Annotated in this window: 19 protein-coding genes and 1 tRNA gene; 10 read left to right on the top strand and 10 right to left on the bottom strand. The window is 58.3% G+C overall.

Going from position 1 to position 16,499, the window contains the following annotated elements:
• Positions 1–32 precede the first annotated feature (32 nt).
• The 3 genes from HFO99_RS26910 to HFO99_RS26900 all read right to left on the bottom strand — a co-directional run bounded on the left by HFO99_RS26910 (position 33) and on the right by HFO99_RS26900 (position 869).
• Entirely contained in the window at positions 33–314 is a 282-nt protein-coding gene (locus HFO99_RS26910; RefSeq protein WP_222364681.1) for a hypothetical protein, read from the bottom strand.
• Positions 314–484 carry a hypothetical protein gene (locus HFO99_RS26905; RefSeq protein ID WP_162039352.1) on the bottom strand — a complete coding sequence of 57 codons (171 nt, stop codon included), beginning with the start codon at positions 482–484 and terminating at the stop codon, positions 314–316. The genes HFO99_RS26910 and HFO99_RS26905 overlap by 1 nt, the downstream gene beginning before the upstream one ends.
• Before the next feature lie 127 nt (positions 485–611).
• Complete coding sequence (locus tag HFO99_RS26900) at positions 612–869, bottom strand: DUF982 domain-containing protein (RefSeq protein WP_011651896.1); 258 nt, start codon at positions 867–869, stop codon at positions 612–614.
• 441 nt (positions 870–1,310) lie between these two features.
• Here HFO99_RS26900 and HFO99_RS26895 point away from each other — a divergent pair, with 441 nt between their 5' ends.
• Positions 1,311–2,138: a nickel-binding protein gene (locus HFO99_RS26895; protein ID WP_222364679.1), complete on the top strand. Its 828-nt coding sequence runs from the start codon at positions 1,311–1,313 to the stop codon at positions 2,136–2,138.
• 183 nt (positions 2,139–2,321) lie between these two features.
• Here HFO99_RS26895 and HFO99_RS26890 read toward each other — a convergent pair whose 3' ends face one another.
• Positions 2,322–2,612 (bottom strand): DUF982 domain-containing protein, encoded by a 291-nt coding sequence (locus tag HFO99_RS26890; protein WP_222335298.1) that lies wholly within the window; start codon positions 2,610–2,612, stop codon positions 2,322–2,324.
• A gap of 844 nt (positions 2,613–3,456) precedes the next feature.
• A complete protein-coding gene (locus HFO99_RS26885; protein ID WP_222335432.1) occupies positions 3,457–3,936 on the bottom strand; it encodes a hypothetical protein in 480 nt (159 codons plus the stop codon).
• A 272-nt stretch (positions 3,937–4,208) separates the two neighbouring features.
• Between HFO99_RS26885 and HFO99_RS26880 the strand changes: the two genes are divergently transcribed.
• The gene (locus HFO99_RS26880) at positions 4,209–4,946 is read left to right on the top strand and encodes a hypothetical protein (protein ID WP_222364677.1); all 738 of its coding nucleotides are present in this window, start codon (positions 4,209–4,211) and stop codon (positions 4,944–4,946) included.
• Between the two features lie 18 nt (positions 4,947–4,964).
• Here the strand turns inward: HFO99_RS26880 and HFO99_RS26875 are convergent, their stop codons facing one another.
• Both HFO99_RS26875 and HFO99_RS26870 read right to left on the bottom strand, forming a co-directional pair.
• On the bottom strand, positions 4,965–6,458 hold the full coding sequence (locus HFO99_RS26875) for an FAD-dependent monooxygenase (RefSeq protein WP_222335300.1): 1,494 nt from the start codon (positions 6,456–6,458) through the stop codon (positions 4,965–4,967).
• 338 nt (positions 6,459–6,796) lie between these two features.
• On the bottom strand, positions 6,797–6,967 hold the full coding sequence (locus HFO99_RS26870; protein ID WP_222252948.1) for a hypothetical protein: 171 nt from the start codon (positions 6,965–6,967) through the stop codon (positions 6,797–6,799).
• 148 nt (positions 6,968–7,115) lie between these two features.
• Here HFO99_RS26870 and HFO99_RS26865 point away from each other — a divergent pair, with 148 nt between their 5' ends.
• On the top strand, positions 7,116–7,343 hold the full coding sequence (locus HFO99_RS26865; RefSeq protein WP_222252949.1) for a hypothetical protein: 228 nt from the start codon (positions 7,116–7,118) through the stop codon (positions 7,341–7,343).
• A gap of 74 nt (positions 7,344–7,417) precedes the next feature.
• Here HFO99_RS26865 and HFO99_RS26860 read toward each other — a convergent pair whose 3' ends face one another.
• Positions 7,418–7,621 carry a CsbD family protein gene (locus HFO99_RS26860; RefSeq protein ID WP_026154138.1) on the bottom strand — a complete coding sequence of 68 codons (204 nt, stop codon included), beginning with the start codon at positions 7,619–7,621 and terminating at the stop codon, positions 7,418–7,420.
• Positions 7,622–8,266: 645 nt separating this feature from the next.
• Here HFO99_RS26860 and HFO99_RS26855 point away from each other — a divergent pair.
• Entirely contained in the window at positions 8,267–10,198 is a 1,932-nt protein-coding gene (locus HFO99_RS26855; RefSeq protein ID WP_222364833.1) for a hypothetical protein, read from the top strand.
• Between the two features lie 24 nt (positions 10,199–10,222).
• On the top strand, positions 10,223–10,441 hold the full coding sequence (locus HFO99_RS26850; protein ID WP_017960338.1) for a hypothetical protein: 219 nt from the start codon (positions 10,223–10,225) through the stop codon (positions 10,439–10,441).
• A gap of 415 nt (positions 10,442–10,856) precedes the next feature.
• On the opposite strand, the gene HFO99_RS26845 is transcribed toward HFO99_RS26850, so the two are convergent.
• Positions 10,857–11,084 (bottom strand): hypothetical protein, encoded by a 228-nt coding sequence (locus tag HFO99_RS26845; RefSeq protein WP_222252950.1) that lies wholly within the window; start codon positions 11,082–11,084, stop codon positions 10,857–10,859.
• A gap of 269 nt (positions 11,085–11,353) precedes the next feature.
• Here HFO99_RS26845 and HFO99_RS33835 point away from each other — a divergent pair, with 269 nt between their 5' ends.
• Together HFO99_RS33835 and HFO99_RS26840 are read left to right on the top strand one after the other, a co-directional pair.
• Positions 11,354–11,584 (top strand): hypothetical protein, encoded by a 231-nt coding sequence (locus HFO99_RS33835; RefSeq protein WP_315857377.1) that lies wholly within the window; start codon positions 11,354–11,356, stop codon positions 11,582–11,584.
• A gap of 91 nt (positions 11,585–11,675) precedes the next feature.
• Positions 11,676–11,876: a hypothetical protein gene (locus HFO99_RS26840; RefSeq protein ID WP_222253015.1), complete on the top strand. Its 201-nt coding sequence runs from the start codon at positions 11,676–11,678 to the stop codon at positions 11,874–11,876.
• Between the two features lie 30 nt (positions 11,877–11,906).
• Here the strand turns inward: HFO99_RS26840 and HFO99_RS26835 are convergent.
• Positions 11,907–11,982, bottom strand: a tRNA-Lys gene (locus HFO99_RS26835).
• A 230-nt stretch (positions 11,983–12,212) separates the two neighbouring features.
• Here HFO99_RS26835 and HFO99_RS26830 point away from each other — a divergent pair.
• From HFO99_RS26830 to HFO99_RS26820, 3 genes are all read left to right on the top strand, one after another.
• Positions 12,213–12,962: a cytochrome c biogenesis CcdA family protein gene (locus HFO99_RS26830; protein WP_222252951.1), complete on the top strand. Its 750-nt coding sequence runs from the start codon at positions 12,213–12,215 to the stop codon at positions 12,960–12,962.
• 262 nt (positions 12,963–13,224) lie between these two features.
• Complete coding sequence (locus HFO99_RS26825; protein WP_222364675.1) at positions 13,225–13,782, top strand: LLM class flavin-dependent oxidoreductase; 558 nt, start codon at positions 13,225–13,227, stop codon at positions 13,780–13,782.
• Between the two features lie 824 nt (positions 13,783–14,606).
• Positions 14,607–16,136: an aldehyde dehydrogenase (NADP(+)) gene (locus HFO99_RS26820; protein ID WP_222364674.1), complete on the top strand. Its 1,530-nt coding sequence runs from the start codon at positions 14,607–14,609 to the stop codon at positions 16,134–16,136.
• Positions 16,137–16,499 lie beyond the last annotated feature (363 nt).

Below are 16,499 nucleotides of genomic sequence, written 5' to 3'. Positions count from 1 at the left end.
GCCGCATCATAGACCAAGCGGCATCGGATATTTCAGAGGGCATCCCGCTCGTATCGCGGCGCCCATCCGCGGGCCATGCCGCGGCTCATCACCCTTTCCGCCAGCGCCAATTGCTGGCGGAGATGTTTGCAGTCATCGAGCAGCGAGCGTATCGCCGCCTTGGCATTGTCGTCATGCCAGGCAAGCACCGCTTCGACTTCCCAGGCTTGATCGGGCCAGGCTTGATCGGGCCAGGCTTGATCGAGCCCAGCTTGATCAGGCCTGGCTTGTTCGGGGCGTGCCCGATGGGGTTTCAAGGTTTTTGCCGGCTGCATCAGTTCAGCGCCAACGGCAATTGAACCGGGCGCGGCAAGGGCGGCAGCGGCCGGCTGAGTTCGACCTTTCTCTGCCAGGCGGCACGCCGCTGTTGATCGCGCTCGCGGGCTGCGCGGGACGCTTCGACGAGCGCGAGGGCGTTGGCGATCACCTGTTCCGTATGCGTCATGATCATCTCCAATGTTCCTGTTTTGTTCTACGTTAGAACTTCGGCAGGAAAAGTCAAGCGTTGGGACGATATGGCTTTGAGGATGGGTGTGGCCAGCCGGAGGCTGGGGTCGAGGCGAGCCAGATACTCAGTCGGCCGCTTCTATGACTGCAATGCCCGCCTCCTGTGCCGCCCTGATGAAGGCCGCCCGTACATGTTCCGGTGGGAGATCGCCGATAATCGCATCCAGACACGACTTGACGGCCTCGAAGTACTCTTCACCGTCGTCTACCGGCCAGTCGCGCAGGAGTGTGCGCGCGGCGTCCCACACAGAGTTAATAACGGCATAATGGCCGAGCCCCATTGAGGCCAAGCCAACCGGTCGAAAATGTGCCGTCTGTCTCACTTTGCTACAGCTTTTCCCAATTTCAGTGGAGCTCATGGGTACGATGCAAGTTGCGTGCCGTTGGTAGGCCGCGTCACCAGCCGAAGCGTGGCTTCACGGGATTTGATCTTGGTCAGCGATGCTCGCAGTGTAGACGTTCCTCTTCGTCCCCTCCAGATGCCCTACAGCCGGCGCGTTTGCGAACGTGGAGCTTGAACTGGGGGCCTGCGATCAGTCATTAAGCGACCGATTATGGTAAATATCGGGCTTCCCCTCCCGGGCCTGCTGATTAAAACTCAGTCTTTCCTTTTATACTCTACAAGGATTACAGCAACTCATATGCGTAGCTGGAAGCAAAAACCTCTATAATCATTCATGGATTGTCCCAGAGGTGGACGGAGTTTCATCCGGGTCGTACAATGTCATCTATCCTGCACGCGGCGGATCTGGGAGGAGCGCGCGATGCCTATTTTCATGGATCGGCACTTTCTTGAAGGAACGACAGCCGCCGACGTTGCCCGGGCGCATCGCATGGATCTCGATATCCAGGACAAGTACGGCGTCAAGTTCCTGACCTACTGGTTCGATCAGCGGCGTGGGACCGCCTTTTGCCTGGTGGATGCGCCGGACGCGGAAACCGCGCAATGTGTGCATCGCGAGGCCCATGGCTTTGTCGCCGGCGAGGTCGTCGAGGTCGCCTTGTCAGCCGTCGAGGCTTTTCTCGGCCGAATTCATGATCCTGAGCCGACGCCTGGCCAGTCTTCCAGCAACGTCGATCCCGGCCACAGGGCAATCCTCTTTACCGACATCGTCGGATCGACAGCGATGACATCGCGCCTCGGCGACCGGATTGCGACCGAAATGGTCAGAGCCCATGATGCCATCGTGCGCCGATGCCTCAGCCAGAATTCGGGCCGCGAAGTGAAACACACCGGCGACGGCATCATGGCGGCCTTCGCCGCGACAACCGCAGCCGTCGAATGCGCCATGGCGATCCAACGGGAATTCTGGCGTTACAACGGCGGCAACACCGAGCCGATCCATATCCGCATCGGACTGGACTGCGGCGAACCGGTCGAGGACAGCAACGACCTCTTCGGCTCGACCGTGCAACTTGCCGCGCGTCTCTGTGCGGCAGCCGGCAGCGACCAGATCCTCGTCTCGGAGAATATTTTTCGGGAATACGGCGCCGCCGATCTCTTCGCTCACGCAGCGCGCCGACGGTTCAAGGGATTTTCGAAGCCTATGCTGGTCTTCCGATGCGACTGGGCCAATGCCGGCGTAAACTAAGATCTGCTGGATCCGACACGCGAATAGCCGGCTGCCTCTTGGCAGGGCTCGCCGCGGCGCTTTGTGGCCAAGAAATAGGCGGTCATCCGATCAGCAGATATCGAAACCAGAACGCGCCGCAACTGATGTCACGGCCCGCCCTCGCCTACCATGCAGGCGGCCCCCCCCAACAGCCGTATCTGATCAAGCACTACCAATTTGATGATTCATCAGTCCGTCGAACCTGGGACCACCCTCGACCTTGGCAAGCACGCCCGACATCTTCAGAAAGCGCCGGAAATTCTCGCGCGCAGCGCTCAGCGGGAAACGACCGTTGGCCGTATCTCTGCACGCCTTCAACAGCGTTTCATATGCCAAACCCCGTTTGTCCTCCGGCCACTCCTCCAGAACATCGAAGATTTCATCGAGGCACGTGACCTCATCAATGAAATGTTGGCGATGAAGCAGAATCGGATCAAACCGAGTTGACGACATAGTATCCTCCCATTTATATTACTTTTTTATGGCGTAATTCTACTGAAGAACTGCGATTTATTCAAGTCAAAATCAAACTCTCCTGACTATTAACGGTCATGCAACTACTTCCATAACGGCAGAATAGCCCGACCAGAGTAGACTGAAGCGAATTTGATCATCGGCTGAGGTTCGACACATCACGAATTGAGATTGGTTGATCAATCATACGAATGTTTCGGCTCAGCTCAGCGTCGGCCAGAAGTTTCGCATAAGCTCGTGTTGGCATGGTAGATTGCCACCATGACAACCTTGCGAGGAGACGTTCAGATGAACCGATTTTTTACATTGGTAGCGGGAGTGCTGATCGGCGTATCCGCGATCACGTCCTCCTGTACGTCGCCTGCAAGGCAGGATCATCAGGATTATCAATATCAGCGGAATACATCGGTAAACCCGGCTTGCGCGGATGGGTTCAGACCCGGCAATGCTCGCTCGTGCAGCTATTGAAAGGTTTTAGAGCCGGAAATTGGTTTTGCACCAGGGGCGGCACGCGACAGCAATGGGGCTGGTCGGGAACTCCTGACCAGCTTCACCGTTATGTGATAGTTGGCTCAATCCTAAACAGGAGAACGGTTCCCCATGAACAATTTGATCTGGCTCGTCGGCGCTGTCGTTATCGTGCTCGCGATTTTGAGTTTCTTCGGATTCCGCTAAATGCAGACGTGCTGATGGAATGTGGCGACTGAACCGCGCCTTCCCTGCCCGGCGATCGGATGGACGACGAACTCCTCCGCGCCGATGATCGACAGGGAGTGGGAGCGCCTCAAACCGCGGAAGGCTTGAGCGGCGTCAAAGTCGTCGATTACCTCTCGCAGATCTTCGCGATGTTCTTCTCGAGACTTCGGCGCAGCGCGTCGGAAATCTCGGCCTGCAGTCCTTTGACAACATCGCCGAAGCGACCCCCAGTCTGCACGATCTCGATCGAACTTTCGGTGGTCTTGCATGTCGCAAGGTCGACCTGCAGATGGACTTCCGCGGTCGCCGAGAACCCGCCTTTGACGAGAGCTTCGTCCGATGTCTTGCAGGCCAACGTGCCTCGGGCACTGGCCTGCGCGGCGTCGCCATTTACCGATACCTGGAGGTTTTCGATCTTCACGGAATCGAGCTTGTCGACGCCGACCTGCACGGTAATCCCAAAACTCGATACCTTCGCCTTGAGCGACCTGCAAGGTTGTGCGTCTGCGATGGCCCGTTCCAGCGCATTCGCTGCTTGCGCCTGTGAGACGGTGAGCGGTTGCAAGACAAGAGCACCTACCGCAAGCAGGCCCAGCCAATTACGCATCTCTTTCTCCGTTCCGTATAGTCCGATGAGCAGCCCGCGGACGCCCCGCATCATAAGCGTGGAACAGGCTGTCGGCAAAGCAATGCCGGTCGCCGCGACACACCCGACACCCTTGGCAAATTGATCGACACGGCCAGCGCCACCCGCGACGAACCGCCATTTCCAAAATCCACAGAATGACGTTTAAGCAGCGCCAAAAGTAGATGATCACCCCCTCGGCCTTCCTTTATAATTAGTTTCGGCCTCCCAAGGCAGATCGTGAAGGAAAATCGATGGATCGCCTTGTTAGCGCAGATGAAGCGACGCAATCGAAGAAGCGGGCTGCCAAAGCGGACCAGCCGGACGGCTTGGCGCGGGATGTTGCGGTCATCAAGATCGGCGACTGTCTGCTGGGTTACAAGGCCGTCCAGCGCCGCATGCGGGCCAGCCGTTGGAACCATTTCCGCGGCCGGATGTGCGAGATCGAAAAATTGATCCGGCACCGTCACGGAGACATCGTGCCCGAGGCCGATGACGCATTTATTTACGTCGAGGTGATCGCCGGCCTCGCGCTTGTCGAATTCAAGGAAGAATTCGTCGACGTGGTGCTCGGCTGGGCGGCGCGATGGCTGCCATGGGCTGGGAAAGCCGACATAGAGGAAGTCATCTACGATCGGACAAAGGTGCGCTTTTCCCCGTTGTCCGCCGACGCTCTCGGTCGCGCTCTGCACTTAAGCTACGCGGAACGGAGCGCCCTCGATATCCGCACCATCGGTGCGTTCGACGTGCCGAAGCGGAAAAGAGCAAAACTTCAAAAGGAAAAGCGGCGGCAGCGGGACCGAGCGCGAAAAGAGGAGCAACGCCGTGCCGCCGGCGCGCCTTCCAGAGCCGACTATCTCGCCCATTCTTTGAGTGCAGCGCGCCCCTGGGAGGCTTTCGGCATCAGCCGCCGGACGTGGGAACGCCGCGGCAAACCAATGCCGGATCCGGAGACGATATCGGATTGCGGTTCGATCTCGCTTGCCGCTTAGGTCGGAGCTTCTCGGCCTTTAGCCGGGTGGTCCGAACCAGCTATTCACAGCCTCTCGCAGGCCATCCTGCGTCCCGTTACCCACCCACGCCACATATCCATCGGGCCGGATCAACACTGCGGTGGGCGCGGAGACCACACCCAGCGCAGGCAGCTCCCATGCGCCGTCATATCCGGTGTCGACCAGCGTGATGCGGCCGGACCACGGCGCGATGTCGAAGCTGCCGGGCGCGTCGAGGTTCAAGAACACGGGCCGCGCATCTTGGAGCAGCGTAAAGAGACGCACAGGACCATCAGGTGTGGTGAGGTCAAGGTCAGGCATGCGGCGGCCGAGCAGCGGATGCCCCTCGCCGAGGTCATAATGGATACCAAGTCCGGACATCTCGGCCGCGATCCGTTTGCGCGGCTCCTCCATGCCAAGCAGCTCCGTTATGATGTCTCGCAAGGCTTCGGTGCGATCGTCGGTCCGCTGCAATGCGACCTGCGCCATCGTCGAGCGCAACACGCGGGCCGCAACCGGATGCCGCTCGGCGTGATAGCTGTCGAGCAAGGCTTCAGGCGACTTACCCTTCACCACCTGGGCCAGCTTCCAGCCGAGATTGACGGCATCCTGCACACCGGTATTCAGGCCTTGCCCGCCGACCGGAGAATGCACATGGGCGGCATCGCCGGCCAGGAGTACCCTGCCCTTGCGGTAGGCCGTTGCTTGCCTCGACATGTCGGTGAACCTGGAAATCCAGTTGACGCGATGGAGTCCGTAATCTGTTCCGAAGGCGGCGATGAGCGCGTCCCTGAGATCCCCGACCGTCGGCTCGGTCGTGGCGCCGACATTCTTCTCCGGCACCATCACGCCGATCGGACCTTCCTTCGCAAAGACGATCTTGCCGTCATGGATTTCATACTCTTCCCTGCCGAAGGCATAGATACCAAGGGCGGTTCGGTGGATGCCCAATGGCGGTTCCTCTTCCATCTCCACTTCGGCCAGAATGTTGCTGGTCGTCGGATCCCATCCTTCAAACGCAATGCCGGCAGCCTTGCGAACCACACTGCGGCCGCCATCGCAGCCGACGAGATAGCGCGCCCTGAGCAACGCGCCATCGGAGAATTCGATAGTGACGCCGCTGTCGTCCTGGGCGAAACCGGTTACCTCGAGACCGCGATAGATCGGCACCGCCAGCTCCCCGACCCAGCCAGCAAGAATGCGCTCGATATGCTTCTGACGCAGCGCCAGCCCGTAATTGTGCCGGGTCGGAAAATCGCTGATGTCCAGACGCGTGACCGCGAAACCCGTGACCTGGGCTATCTGCCCTTCCGCGAGGAACCGGTCGACGATGCCACGCTGATCGAGAACCTCGAGCGTGCGCGCACTCAGACCGCCGGCACGCGTACCGGCAAGCTCCTGGTTGGGTCGGCGCTCGACAATCGCGACGTCGACGCCTGCCAAGGCCAGCTCGCCTGCCAGCATCAAGCCCGTCGGCCCTGCCCCTGATACCACGACTGCATGTTCCCTCATCCGCAAACTCCCTGTTCCAGCTGTTCCAATGCGATCTCTCAGGTCCAAGACAGAGCTGTCCCCATGCTTCTTTCCGACCCGATCGGTCCTGCGCAGATGCCGATCCTCTCTGTCGCAGGTTGTTCTCCCTATAAATGTAAGCTCCATACTGGTTGGAAGGACTTGCGACAGGATGTCCAGCTTGCTCTCCAAAGCCCTGTTCGCTGCCACTTGCGGGTTTCTTGCTGGGGAGCCCAGGCTTTTCAATACGACCTGACCGGGTGGGCGCCGGATCTGGCAGGCGCCCACCCGGGGTCATTCCTCTCGAAGGGGATCAATCAATTGCGGAACGACGTATCTCACTGCGGAGCCGGAGCTTTTTGCGGAATCGTATCGGCCGCTGGTCGCTCAGACGGATCGGCGGGATGGCCATACATTGTGTACACGGCCCCCGCCAGCACACCCAAAAGGAGGAGCGCGGCTACGTACAACATCATGCTGCGGATTGCCGTCTTCGGTGTCTCGTCCATTGGGGATCTCCAAGATTACTCAACGGTCAAATTCAATCCGGGCGCTGTTGGTTCCGAGGTGGCGGTTGTTCACGTGAATGGCCACTCACGGAACGATCAGGTCCGGATCTGGTTTAACCGATATCCCTCATCGCTAGCGGAGGCCATCATGTGGGCAATCCTGATCGGAGCCGCGCTCATCATCGGCGGACTTCTTTTTCTCTTTACGTCGGCGCTTGGTCGAAAACCGAGTAATCCGCATCAAATGCCGCAAGGCGGCACCACGCTGGAACCACGACGCCAGGGCCTCAGATTCCTCGGCGTATCGCAAAACTGGCCAGCGCTGGCCATAATCGCGATCGGCGCACTTCTCTTGGTTTTTGGTGGATATTCATGAGCCCCGACAGTCCTTGGGCGCCTTAGCTCCTTCGGCAGCAAAAACCCGGCTTTCACCGGGTTTTTGTTCAGGCACTACCAAGTCTGGCGACTGGTCCAGTCATCGATGTCGCGTCTGACACGATCCTTTTGGAGGCCATACCGCTCCTGGATCTTGCCTTCCAGTTGCTCGCGCTTGCCGGCGATCTGGTCGAGATCATCGTCAGTGAGTTTGCCCCACTGCTCCTTGATCTTGCCCTTCGCCTGCTTCCAGTTTCCTTCGACACGATTCCAATCCATGATCGATTTCTCCTGTCTGTTGATGAAGAGAAAACGGATCGCAGCCGAAGTTGGTTCCTGCGTCTTAGCTGATTTCATTAGCCGTGGCGTTATCCTGCATCTACGCACCTAAACAACATCCAAGGCCATGCTTGCCAACAGTTGATCGCCATCGGCCTCAATCTATTCCGAGAGCCTCCCGAAGCAGCGGGACGACTGACTGACTGATTATCGATCCTTCACTTGCCGCCGCCCTGCGACGCCTCTTAGCCTGTTGCATTTCGGTGTTTGAGCAAATTGGACCTAGCAGGCAAGAAAGTCCCTCGGCTCAGGCTATGCGCTTTGGCCCGCCAGAATTAGGCAATCCAGGGGCTCAGCGCAGGAGCCCTCAGATTCACGTTTTCCGGCCATAGCGGTGGCAGTGTCGGCATCTATAATCATCATCTTATATGGAATTCTCTTCTAAAGATAATTTGGATAAGTCGATTGCGAAATTCATTTCTGCCGTTAACCTAGAAAACATAGCATAACGTTTCCCACGTACTGTTGAATTTCATAGCACATTGGGACAAAGTGCCGCCGCGAGGATACAATTTGCGACTTCTGCTGGTGCAATACGCACACGGCACTTTCATGCAGACGCAGAGACGTGTGATAAAGGGCAAAATGGCGCTTGTTCTGAAGACCTTCGGTAGGTTGCAGCTCATTGACGAGGGTGGAAATGGGGTCGCGTTTCCCGAGAAAGGCCTGCTGCTTCTCGCCTATTTGCTCACGACCGACCAAGGTTCGGCGGATCGAACAACATTGGTGAGCTTTCTGTGGGGCGACGCCGACAGGGACGATACGCTTGCGACTTTGCGTAAGTTGATTTCGAGAATGAAGGCCCGTCAAATTGAACTCGGGATAAATATCTTTTCATCCCAGGGCAACATGGTCACCATCGACCGGGAGTCTCTGTCTTCCGACATTCTGCTATCCGGGACAGAGGAAGAGGTTGAACCGTTCTCCCGGCTTAAGCATCTCGTGAAGCTCATGAACCAGCCTTTTCTGGGGCCGGTTCACAGCCATAGCCGTCAGTTTCAACGGTGGCTCGCCGAGCGAGAAATTTGCCATATCGAGCTTCTCGGAAATACATTGAGAATGGCGTCCCGACTGCCGCAGTCGCAGAAGGAATCCGAACTCCTGAGGAAGGCTGCAGTTATCCTCTTTCGGACGGAGCCGAAGGATCCCGATACGCTGCAGATGCTCATACAGATATTCCAGGCGGAAGAGGAGGTTGCGTCCCTTCGGAACCATTTTGAACAGCGGCGGAATTCGATTTTGCGAGGAATCGCCGCGCGCGCCAGATCCGATGACGATGACGCAAAATCCCTCCGTCCGACATCAGCGCCTGCAAAGCCGAAACTCGAGGCCGCTCTTCCCCTTGAGCCCCAAGATATCCGGATTGCAATTCCCCGCCTGGTGCTGCTTCCGCCCAAGAACCAGTCCGCGCGACCCCAAGCCGGTTTTTTAGCCGCATCTTTGGTGGAAGATATCACAATCGGATTTTGCGCCTTCAACAGCCTGGAGGTCATAGCCCCCTATTCGGCGGTTCAAATCGGCCACCACGTGGAGACGCAGAAGGCCTTCTTTGAACGGCATCGCGTCAATTATATTCTCGATACCCGGATCAGCAATACGGACGATGACGTCACCCTGTTCGCCCAACTGATCTTTTTCGACCAAAATCAAATTGTTTGGGCGGAAAGATTCAGCCTTGATCAGATGGATCTCGTCAAAGATCGGAGAACTGTCGCCCGACGGATCGCGCTCTCCGTTTCCAGTGAAATCGAGCGCCATGAGACGTTGCGCGAAGATCTGAACCCGATCGCATACCATCGATATCTTGTCGGCAGGCGACACTTGACGCGGCTGACGCTTCCGAATCTGCGGCGTGCGCGCAAGGAAATGAAAGCCGCACTCAGCGTCAGCCCCGATTTCGCGCCGGCGCTGAGTTCGATGGCGCGGACCTACTCGAAGGAATGGTTGTTGACGGCCAGGGGTGATGCCGATCTTTTGCAATCGGCGGAGACTTTGGCAAAGCAGGCCACCGAGACGCGTCCGGACTTCGCCGATGGGTATCGCGAGTTCGGGGTCGCCAAACTGTTACAAGGGGCATTTGATGAAAGCGCCGAGGCAATGGAAGTGGCCGAGAGTCTTGCTCCACACTACGCCGACGTGATTGCCGACTATGCAGACACCTTGGTTCATTGTTCGCTCCCCGCGATGGCCCTGCGAAAGATCGAGCGGGCAATCGAGTTGAACCCGCTTGCTCCCGATACCTATTTTTGGACCGCCGCGGGAGCGAACTACGCCCTCGGAGCTTTTGAAGAGTCCCTGGATTACATTGGGCAGATGGCCGATCCGAGTCTCGCGGACCGGCTATCTGCCGCAAGCTGGGCGATGCTGGGCCGTCAGGACAAGGCGCGGGTCTTCGTCAGGAGGTTTCGCGAAGGCAACCCGGGCTTCGATGTGGACAAGTGGTTGTCGGCAGTTCCAAGTAAAGAGCAGTGGCATAAAGATCTTTATCGTGAAGGCCTGAAGAAAGCTGGATTTTAAACATCAATCGTTGGAGGGAATAACATGGCTACAGTTGTTGTTATTAGTGTTGACGGCCGAGACGAACTCTGGATCGCTGATCTGGACAACGGCACCGTCGTGCCGCTTCCGGAGCCCAAATCAGGCGGCCTGAAAGTGGTGACCGATCTTCGCGCGACCGGGACAACCTTGACGAAGGGCGTGAATATAGCCGTGGTTGTCAAATCCGCGGAGGCAGCACTTTCGGGCCATTATGATGGCTGAACGCCTATAACCTTAGCGGCATGAGGCTGGAAGGCGGCAGCACGCTGGAACTACGCCGCCAAGGCTTCAAGTGGTCGATATTCATGGCATCCGACAGCGCTTGGCCGTACCAGGAGCACCCGAGGTGGGTGGAAGCGCCTTAGTTTCTTCGACAGCAAAAACCCGGCTTTCACCGGGTTTTTGTTCAGGCATTACCAAGTGGAAATTGGTTCCTGTGTCTGGGCCGACTTGATCAAGCGTCGCGTTATCCTGCACCGACGCACGTAAAGGACATCCCAGGCCATGCTCGCCAGCAGCTGATCGCCAGCGGCTTCAATCTCTTCCGAGAGCCTTCCGAAGCAGCGGGACGACTGGTGTGGCTGATCATCGATCCTTCACTGGTCTTCCCCTGAGATGCCATTCAGCCTCTTCCACTTCAGTGTTTGAGCAAATGGGCACCTATGGTGCCGACCATAATGCGGAGATCATCTTTTGATCGCACTCCATGTTCGAACATGGAGATCAACTCTTGAGCTGCTTTGATCGCACTTGGGCTATCCTTGGGGCAGCAGCGTGCGGCGCACCATTCGTCATAGACGTCTTTAATCATTGTGAGGTCTTCTGGACCCAGTGCCGACTTGGAGCCGTGCATACCTTGAAACATCGCAATCCTCCCAGATGCTGACGTGACACGTAACCACAACGCACTGATTTTATGCCAACTTCCGGAGATTTCAATGTGCGGTATAGTACAGAACGAAGCTCAATTCCTGTGGCAAAGATGCAAGGCACTGCCGGCGTCAAATTAAACCCACACTCCCACCAAGACACTCGAAAACAATTTTTGAAACGATAATAGACGTTGAAAATATTTAGCTTGGACTGAAGCAAATACTTCTTTCCGTGTTATACTGCTCCAATGGGAGATGGACAATGTCGCTCAATATATTCGTTAACCTCTACAATTTAGGCGGCCTGGACGCACTTAACGTTTCTCTGCGGAGCCTGTCAGATGAAGAAAGGCTTGGAGCGTTACTATCGCTTGAGAAGATCGGGTACGAAGTGATCTGGAATGCGCGGAGAAAGCCGGCGTCCGCATATGTGTGGAGCGGACCAAACGAACGCTGGTTGTCAGATGGGAACAAAAACCTATCCGGAGCATAGGGATGGGACCTCACGACCTTGTGTCTCCCTTCACGCGCTGAAAAAGGAGATGTTCCATCCTCCCATCGGTCCGAAGGAAATGAGGGCGATCATGATTCGATCCCAGATAGCCGACGCACAAACCGTGTTGAGCGACGAAGAAGTTGCCCTCTGCCAGAGAGTCTTTGACCACATCAGTTCGGTACGACAAATCACAACAGACACCGAGCGCGAAGATCTGGCCCGGCGGGTGATCCACTCGTACCAGCATGGGGTGAAGGATGAGGGCGCGTTAGTGCGTCTGCTGATCTAAGAGCGCGGCAGCTATCTTGAACAGTATAAATGGTGAGAGCGTCGGGGTTCGAACCCGAGACCTACTGATTAAAAGTCAGTTGCTCTACCAGCTGAGCTACGCTCTCCCTCTCCGCGGGTGTGACCACCCCGGCTGGAAGTGGGCGGAACATAGGCAGGCGACCCATGTCGGTCAACTGAAAATTTTGCCTTTTGCAAAGGTTCGGCACATTTCTTGCGAGCGCCGAGACAAATGTCTTGCGTGTAAAACAGATGTCTTGCGTGCGCAAAAAGGTGATTGGCAATCCCTGGCCTGCAAAGCTAGGAACATCACGCAGATTGCAGCCGGAGAGAATGCGTGTCGATTGCCGATATTTCCCTGTGGAGCGCGTTGATAGCCGGGGCGCTTTCGTTTCTGTCGCCCTGCGTGCTTCCCCTCGTCCCGCCCTATCTCTGCTATATGGCCGGCATCTCAGTCGAGCAGTTCCGCGGCGGCGGTGCGGTTGCGGTCGCGTCCGGTGTCAGGCGCGGCGTCTTCTTCTCTGCCCTCTTCTTCACGCTGGGCTTTGCCACCGTCTTTGTGGCGCTCGGCGCCGGTGCTTCCAGCATCGGCATGGCGCTTCGCCAGCATCTCGACCTCCTGTCGAAGATCGGCGGACTGATCATCATCGTCATGGGGCTGAATTTCCTCGGCCTCTTCCGAATCGGACTGCTGACCCGCGAAGCGCGCTTCCAGGATGGCGGCAAGCCCGGAACACTGACGGGCGCTTATGTCATGGGGCTTGCCTTCGCCTTTGGCTGGACGCCCTGCATCGGTCCCGTGCTCGGGGCCATCCTCGGCGTTGCCGCCTCGCGCGAGACGGTCGGCTCCGGCGCCGGGCTGCTCGCCATCTATTCGCTCGGCCTTGCCATCCCCTTCTGGATCGCCGCCGGCTTTTCCGGCGCCTTCATGCGCTTCCTCTCGCGCTTCCGCCGCCATCTCGGCACGGTGGAAAAGGTGATGGGTCTCTTCCTCGTGCTGACCGGCCTAGCCTTCCTGTTCGGATGGGTCAGCAATGTGGCGATCTGGTTCCAGCAGACCTTTCCGATCCTGATGCAGATCGGCTAGATTCCGCGCCCAACTGCGGGGCGCATGACAATAGGTACGAACGAACTCACCTATCGGATATTTGGATAGTATCCATCAGAAAATGACGGGTAGTGGGACGCCTGTCATCGTGTGATGAAGCGGGAGGCGCTTTCTGCCAGATAAACGGCGGCGTCCTGTCCGCTCCATCGCGGCGCCAAGGCGAGTCATTCAGAAGCTGGAAGCGCCGAAACTCAGCGACCACCGCGGTTGGGTGGCAACAGTGCCTCGAAAGGATTCTTCGTTGGAAATCGGTATCGATAGTTTTGCGATGCTGCTGAACGACCCCGCTACGGGACGACTGCAGTCAGCCGTCGATCGCATGGAGAGCGTACTTGCAGAGGTCGAGCTGGCCGATCAAGTCGGCCTCGACGTCTTTGGCATGGGCGTGCCGCTGGTCGAACTCTATCGACGCGCATGGCTCGCCGCGGGCCACCCGAGCGAGGAACAGAGGGTCGGCGTGCACGCTCTCGGCTTTGTCGGAGAGACTGACAAAGCAGCCAGGGAAGCTTTCTTTCCTGGCTGGCTCCAGATGTTCACGGACGCTGGACGGGAACGGGGCTGGCCACCGCCAACGCAGGCGCAATTCGACTTCATGTGCGGCCCGGACGGGGCGTTTCTGGTTGGCAGCCCGCAGACAGTTGCGGCAAAGATTAAGCATGTTAACAGGACATTGGGTGGAGTTTCTCGCCTCACCTTCCAGATGAGCACCGCCGCCCTGGAAACCGAAGCAATGCGCCGTTCGATCGAACTCCTTGGCACCGATGTCACACCGATTATTCGCGGACACCGTCTCGGCTGAAGCCATTGAGGGCGCCAACATTGATCGGCGCCGCTCCTCCCCAAAGATCAGACTCCGGTAATCGGCCAGCACCTTCCGATGCTCGACCAACCTGTGATGGTGAAGCTGTCCTCAGGACCAGTTCCTGCGCACCAACCACTGCGTGTGATGTGCTACACGTTATTATACCAGGGTGCCGGGTCAGATCTTCTCTCGAGGCGGCCAGCGCCTCAGCGTGGACGTCCGGAATGCGTGCCTCCGGCCAGGAAGCTCGATCCCGAACAGATCGAGGATGCGGCGATCCGGCCAGCGGGTCACACGAACTCCAATCATTCGTGGTGCTGCTCGGGTGATACCTCCGGCCGTCCTCCACATCTATTGTACTTGGTGTGCCCAAGGCGGCACCCGATCCGAAAATATCGGAGATACCTTCGGACAATATCGTGGCACGGTTTTCGGCGCGATTGTCCCGGCAGAGCGGAGGACGACGCAAACCGTGTCCGCCTGCCTCCGGCACACAACCGGTCAGCGCATCGCGCCGCAATGCGAACGAAAGGCTACCGCCGTCGCCTAAACGGAGGCAGGCATGAGCGTGCTCAAAACCGTGGTCATCACCGGGGATCGGCAGGGAATCGGAGCTGGACTGGTCTGGGACCATCAGTATCCGGCGGTCGCAACGCGCGCCGAATTTAGCATGGCTTGAAAAGTAATACTTTTGATGAGCGAAGGGTTGGCATACCCGCCGTGGATGCCTATGTGAGTTCGACAGCCATCCGACGGTTACGCAAAGCCTCCATTCAGCATGGCGGGGGCGGCCATGGCTTCTCATTTTGAAAGGATCCACGATGACACTCTCCGGCGACCTGATTATCGGCGGCGCAAACGTGCGCGGCGCGGCCGCGGCATTCTCCGCCATCAATCCCGCCAACGGCAGCCCGATGGAACCGAGCTTCGCGGGCGCGACGAAGGAGCAGGTGGAAGAGGCCACGAGTTTGGCTTGGGACGCGTTCCCGATTTACAAGGAGACGTCGCTCGATGATCGGGCTCGGTTCCTGGAAGCAATCGCCGAAGGCATCCTCGCACTCGGCGACGATCTCGTCCTGCGAGCGATTGACGAGACTGGCCTGCCACGCGGCCGCATCGAGGGAGAGCGCGCCAGGACCGTCGGACAGCTTCGCCTGTTCGCCAAGGAGGTTCGCGACGGCAGGTTTCAGGAGCTTCGCTTCGATCCGGCCGATACGCAGCGCAGGCCGGTTGCAAAGCCGGACCTTCGGCTGCGAAACGTTGCCCTCGGCCCTGTCGCGGTGTTCGGGGCATCGAACTTTCCCCTCGCCTTCTCTGTCGCTGGTGGTGACACCGCCTCCGCCCTCGCCGCCGGCTGCCCGGTTATCGTCAAGGCGCATTCCGCCCATCCCGGCACGTCCGAGCTGGTCGGCAGAGCCGTCGCGGACGCGGTCGCAGCATGCGGCCTTCCGCGGGGGACGTTTGGGCTTTTGTTCGACGCGGGATTCGAGGTCGGTCAGACCCTGGTCGCCGACCACCGCATACGCGCCGTCGGCTTCACGGGCTCGCGCCGCGGCGGCACCGCGCTGATGAAGATCGCGTCGGAGCGGAAGCAGCCGATACCTGTCTACGCCGAAATGAGCAGCATCAACCCTGTCATCCTCTATCCCGACGCACTTCGCAGCAGAGGAGCGGAGATCGGAAAATCGTTCGCATCCTCTCTGATCCTCGGTGCTGGTCAGTTCTGCACTAATCCTGGCCTGATCATCGCCGTCGAGGGTGCGGGCCTCGATGCCTTCATCGGGAGTGCCGCCGCAGCGCTTTCGGAATCGCAGGCTCAAACAATGCTGACTGGTGGCATCTGTGATGCATATCGCAATGGCGTCGCAAGGCTGTCGTCATCGTCTTCCGTCTCGCAAGTGGCCGCGGGAAAAGACGGAACGGCCCATCAGGCCGCGGCGGCGCTCTTCGAGACGACCGCGGCTGCGTTCCTCGCGAACCCGGAACTTCAGGAAGAGATCTTCGGCGCGTCGGGACTGATCGTCCGCTGCCGTGACGAAGAGGAGTTGCGAAGGGTCATGGGATCCCTGGAAGGTCAGTTGACCATCGCCCTGCACGTGGATGCCGGTGACATCGAGGCCGCCTCGCCGATGATCTCGCAGTTGGAGCTTCTGGCCGGCCGACTTCTCGTCAACGGCTTCGGAACGGGGGTCGAGGTCTCCCCGGCGATGGTCCATGGCGGACCCTATCCAGCCACATCGGACGGACGATCGACCTCAGTCGGAACCTTGGCGATCTATCGCTTCCTGCGCCCGGTTTCCTATCAGGACTTTCCGATAGATCTGCTTCCCGAGCCGCTCAAACACTTCTAAGCGTGTCTAGCCTCGAGCAACAGAACGTCGTGGAGGCGATTGACGCATCCACGACGCAGATCAGACTACCCGCTCTGGCGGCCATCGTAGCTTTTGCACCACCACCCGCGATGGTTGGCTGGCGTCTCGTTGTGAAGCGTCAAAAAAGCCCGCCGTAGTGAAGAAGGTGCGATCACTGTCTTCCAGACGGGCCGGATCGGCGACTTCGACTAAATCCGGCGAGAGCTACTTCGGTTCTAGAGCGGGATTGTTTTAGTCGGAATCGGAACAGGGATTCCCTTTGTGGTGCAAATCAGATTCACCATTCTGGCCGGTGCAGGAGGCTGGTCTGGATGGCGAAACCTTTTTCGGATGATCTTCGGG

Origin of the sequence: Rhizobium leguminosarum, assembly GCF_019798305.1 — a bacterium.
In the GTDB taxonomy this organism is placed as follows: domain Bacteria; phylum Pseudomonadota; class Alphaproteobacteria; order Rhizobiales; family Rhizobiaceae; genus Rhizobium; species Rhizobium leguminosarum_U.
This window is presented reverse-complemented; position numbering and strand designations above follow the sequence as displayed.

Bases quoted from the DNA above. Each gene is read 5' to 3' on its own strand.
- HFO99_RS26860 (WP_026154138.1), bottom strand. From the start codon at position 7,621: ATGGATTGGAATCGTGTCGAAGGAAACTGGAAGCAGGCGAAGGGCAAG.
- HFO99_RS26855 (WP_222364833.1), top strand. From the start codon at position 8,267: ATGGCGCTTGTTCTGAAGACCTTCGGTAGGTTGCAGCTCATTGACGAG.
- HFO99_RS26885 (WP_222335432.1), bottom strand. From the start codon at position 3,936: ATGCGTAATTGGCTGGGCCTGCTTGCGGTAGGTGCTCTTGTCTTGCAA.
- HFO99_RS26880 (WP_222364677.1), top strand. From the start codon at position 4,209: ATGGATCGCCTTGTTAGCGCAGATGAAGCGACGCAATCGAAGAAGCGG.
- HFO99_RS26870 (WP_222252948.1), bottom strand. From the start codon at position 6,967: ATGGACGAGACACCGAAGACGGCAATCCGCAGCATGATGTTGTACGTA.
- HFO99_RS26875 (WP_222335300.1), bottom strand. From the start codon at position 6,458: ATGAGGGAACATGCAGTCGTGGTATCAGGGGCAGGGCCGACGGGCTTG.
- HFO99_RS26820 (WP_222364674.1), top strand. From the start codon at position 14,607: ATGACACTCTCCGGCGACCTGATTATCGGCGGCGCAAACGTGCGCGGC.
- HFO99_RS26890 (WP_222335298.1), bottom strand. From the start codon at position 2,612: ATGTCGTCAACTCGGTTTGATCCGATTCTGCTTCATCGCCAACATTTC.
- HFO99_RS26840 (WP_222253015.1), top strand. From the start codon at position 11,676: ATGATTCGATCCCAGATAGCCGACGCACAAACCGTGTTGAGCGACGAA.
- HFO99_RS33835 (WP_315857377.1), top strand. From the start codon at position 11,354: ATGTCGCTCAATATATTCGTTAACCTCTACAATTTAGGCGGCCTGGAC.
- HFO99_RS26905 (WP_162039352.1), bottom strand. From the start codon at position 484: ATGACGCATACGGAACAGGTGATCGCCAACGCCCTCGCGCTCGTCGAA.
- HFO99_RS26895 (WP_222364679.1), top strand. From the start codon at position 1,311: ATGCCTATTTTCATGGATCGGCACTTTCTTGAAGGAACGACAGCCGCC.
- HFO99_RS26845 (WP_222252950.1), bottom strand. From the start codon at position 11,084: ATGTTTCAAGGTATGCACGGCTCCAAGTCGGCACTGGGTCCAGAAGAC.
- HFO99_RS26850 (WP_017960338.1), top strand. From the start codon at position 10,223: ATGGCTACAGTTGTTGTTATTAGTGTTGACGGCCGAGACGAACTCTGG.
- HFO99_RS26910 (WP_222364681.1), bottom strand. From the start codon at position 314: ATGCAGCCGGCAAAAACCTTGAAACCCCATCGGGCACGCCCCGAACAA.
- HFO99_RS26865 (WP_222252949.1), top strand. From the start codon at position 7,116: ATGTGGGCAATCCTGATCGGAGCCGCGCTCATCATCGGCGGACTTCTT.